Below are 2428 nucleotides of genomic sequence, written 5' to 3'. Positions count from 1 at the left end.
ATCGAGGCGGCGGCGAGGACGAGTCCGTAGAGGACGGCGCCGACGCGGATCCGCGTCGGCGCCGTCCTCTACGGACTCGTCCTCGCCGCCGCCTCGATCGGCCTGCTCGTCGTCTCGGCCGACCCGGTGCTGCGCGCGCAGGTCGTCGAGCGCGGGATCACGCTCGAGCCCGGCGCCGCGCTCGCCCTGGCCGTCGCGGCGCTCGGCGCCATGGCGCTCCTCCTCGCGCTCGCCCGCCTGCTCGACCGCCGCGCCGCTCGCGACGACGGCTGACCCCGGCGCGGGACGCCCGGTGCTCGCAACCCCCTGCCCCGCAGCCGCCGAGAGGCGCAGACTCGTCCCGGGCGATCGCCCGCCACCCCCTGGAGACGAGACCATGCCCTTCTGCGCCCCCGAGAGACTCCGCTGATGGAGCTGGGCATCGCCGCGATCATCGGAGTCTCGGTCCTGGTCGCGGTCGCCGTCTTCTCGCGGCGCCTCGGCGTCGCCGCCCCGATCGTCCTCGTGCTGGCCGGCGTCGGCCTCTCGTACATCCCCGGAGTGCCGGAGGTGGTCGTCCCGCACGAGTGGGTGCTCGACGGCGTGCTGCCGCCGCTGCTCTACGCGGCGGCGCTCAGCGTCCCGTTCATCGACTTCCGCCGGAACCTCACCACCATCACCGGCCTGTCGGTCGTGCTGGTGCTGATCTCGGCGGCCGGCGTCGGCGCGCTCCTCTTCCTCCTCCTCCCCGACCTCGGGCTGGGCCTGGCGATCGCCGTGGGCGCGATCATCAGCCCGCCCGACGCCGTCGCCGCGACCTCGGTCGGCCGGCGCCTCGGCCTCCCACCGCGGCTGCTCACCCTGCTCGAGGGCGAGGGACTGATCAACGACGCGACCGCGCTGGTGCTCCTCCGCTCGGCCCTCGCCGCCGCCGCCGGGACGCTCGCGACGCCGTGGGCCGCGATCGGCGACTTCCTCTACGCCGTCGTCGTGGCCGTCGTGGTCGGGTTCGTGGCGAGCGTGGTCACCGTCTTCGTCCGCTCGCGGATCGAGGACCCGGTGCTCAACACCGTCCTCTCCTTCATCGTCCCCTTCGTCGCGTTCATCCCCGCCGAGGGCCTGGGCGCCTCGGGCGTGCTCGCCGTGGTGGTCGCGGGCCTGCACACCGGGCACGCCTCCTCGCGGGCCTTCACCGCGCAGTCGCGGGTCAACGACCGGATCAACTGGCGCACCGTGCAGTTCCTCCTCGAGAACGGCGTGTTCCTGCTGATCGGGCTCGAGATCCGCTCGCTGATCCACGACGCCGACAGCGCGCGCCTCTCCGTGCCCGCAGCGGTCGGGATCGGGCTGATCGCGGTGGTCGGGCTGATCGTCGTGCGCTTCCTCTGGGTCGGGCCGGTCCTCCTCGGCGAGCGCTGGCAGACCCGCCGGGCCGAGCGCCGGGCCCGCGAGCAGAAGGAGCTGCTCGAGTCGCCCGAGGCGCAGGAGCTGCCGAAGGAGGAGCGCGGCCGGGCGAAGCGGCGCTACCTGCTGCGGCGCAGCGACTACCGGCACTTCAGCCGCAACGGCATCGGCTGGCGGGGCGGTCTGGTGCTCGGCTGGTCAGGGATGCGCGGAGTAGTGACCCTCGCGGCCGCGCAGTCGCTGCCCGAGGACATCCCGTACCGCCCGCAGCTCGTGCTGATCGCCTTCACCGTGGCCGTCGCGACCCTGCTGATCCAGGGCAGCACGCTGCCGCTGCTGATCCGGGCGCTGGGCATCCGCGGGATCGACGTGCCCGAGGACCAGCGCGCGCTCGCGGGTCTGCTCGACGAGATCACCGAGAAGGGCCTCTCGGTGCTGGAGCACCCGGGCGACGCCGTCGAGGGCGCCGACGGCGTCGCTCCGGACGTCCTGGAGCGGGTGCGCCAGACGTCGTTCCTCCGCTCCGAGGCCGCCTGGGAGCGCTCGCGCGGCACGGAGCGGTCGGTCGCGGACACTCCGCACCGCCTCTACCGGGCGCTGCGCCTCGCCGTGGTCGCGGCCGAGCGGGAGGCGCTGCTGGACGCGCGCTCGCGCCGCGCCTACCCGCAGCGCATCCTCCGCGACGCCCAGTCGCTGCTCGACCTCGAGGAGACGCGGCTGCGGGTCCGGCGGGGCTCCGAGTCCTGAGGGCTCGGGGTCGTGACGATCGCTCCCGGGGATGCCCGCGCTGATCCGCGCCCTGTGGAGGAGCGCCGAGCTCCTCGAGTGCGCCATCCGGATCGACCCCTCGGACCACGGCCGTCCGGCCTCCCCGGCATAGCCCGCCGATGCGTCACCCCCCGTTAAGCCCGCGCTCCCCGCTTCCTCTGGCACTGCCGTCGCCCCGCCCGTAACCTGCGGATCGCCTGAGAATCGGATCCCCCGACCCGCCCGGGCGTCCGGAAGGCCCGCCATGCGCTCGAACCCGTCCCCCTCGACCCCGTCC

The 2428-nt window shown here is 74.5% G+C and carries 2 protein-coding genes; both read left to right on the top strand.

The annotated features are described in order from the left end of the window. Nucleotides 1–126 precede the first annotated feature (126 nt). Entirely contained in the window at nt 127–273 is a 147-nt protein-coding gene (locus tag C5C39_RS17680) for a hypothetical protein (RefSeq protein ID WP_181125774.1), read from the top strand. 135 nt (nt 274–408) lie between these two features. Beyond that, nucleotides 409–2130 (top strand): sodium:proton antiporter, encoded by a 1722-nt coding sequence (locus tag C5C39_RS17105; RefSeq protein ID WP_104353946.1) that lies wholly within the window; start codon nt 409–411, stop codon nt 2128–2130. Nucleotides 2131–2428: the final 298 nt, after the last annotated feature.

The organism is Rathayibacter sp. AY1F3 (genome assembly GCF_002931975.1).
Taxonomy (GTDB): Bacteria; Actinomycetota; Actinomycetes; order Actinomycetales; family Microbacteriaceae; genus Rathayibacter.
This window is presented reverse-complemented; position numbering and strand designations above follow the sequence as displayed.

What these genes read in the sequence shown, in the direction of transcription:
- C5C39_RS17105 (WP_104353946.1), top strand. Translation starts at nt 409, where the DNA reads ATGGAGCTGGGCATCGCCGCGATCATCGGAGTCTCGGTCCTGGTCGCG.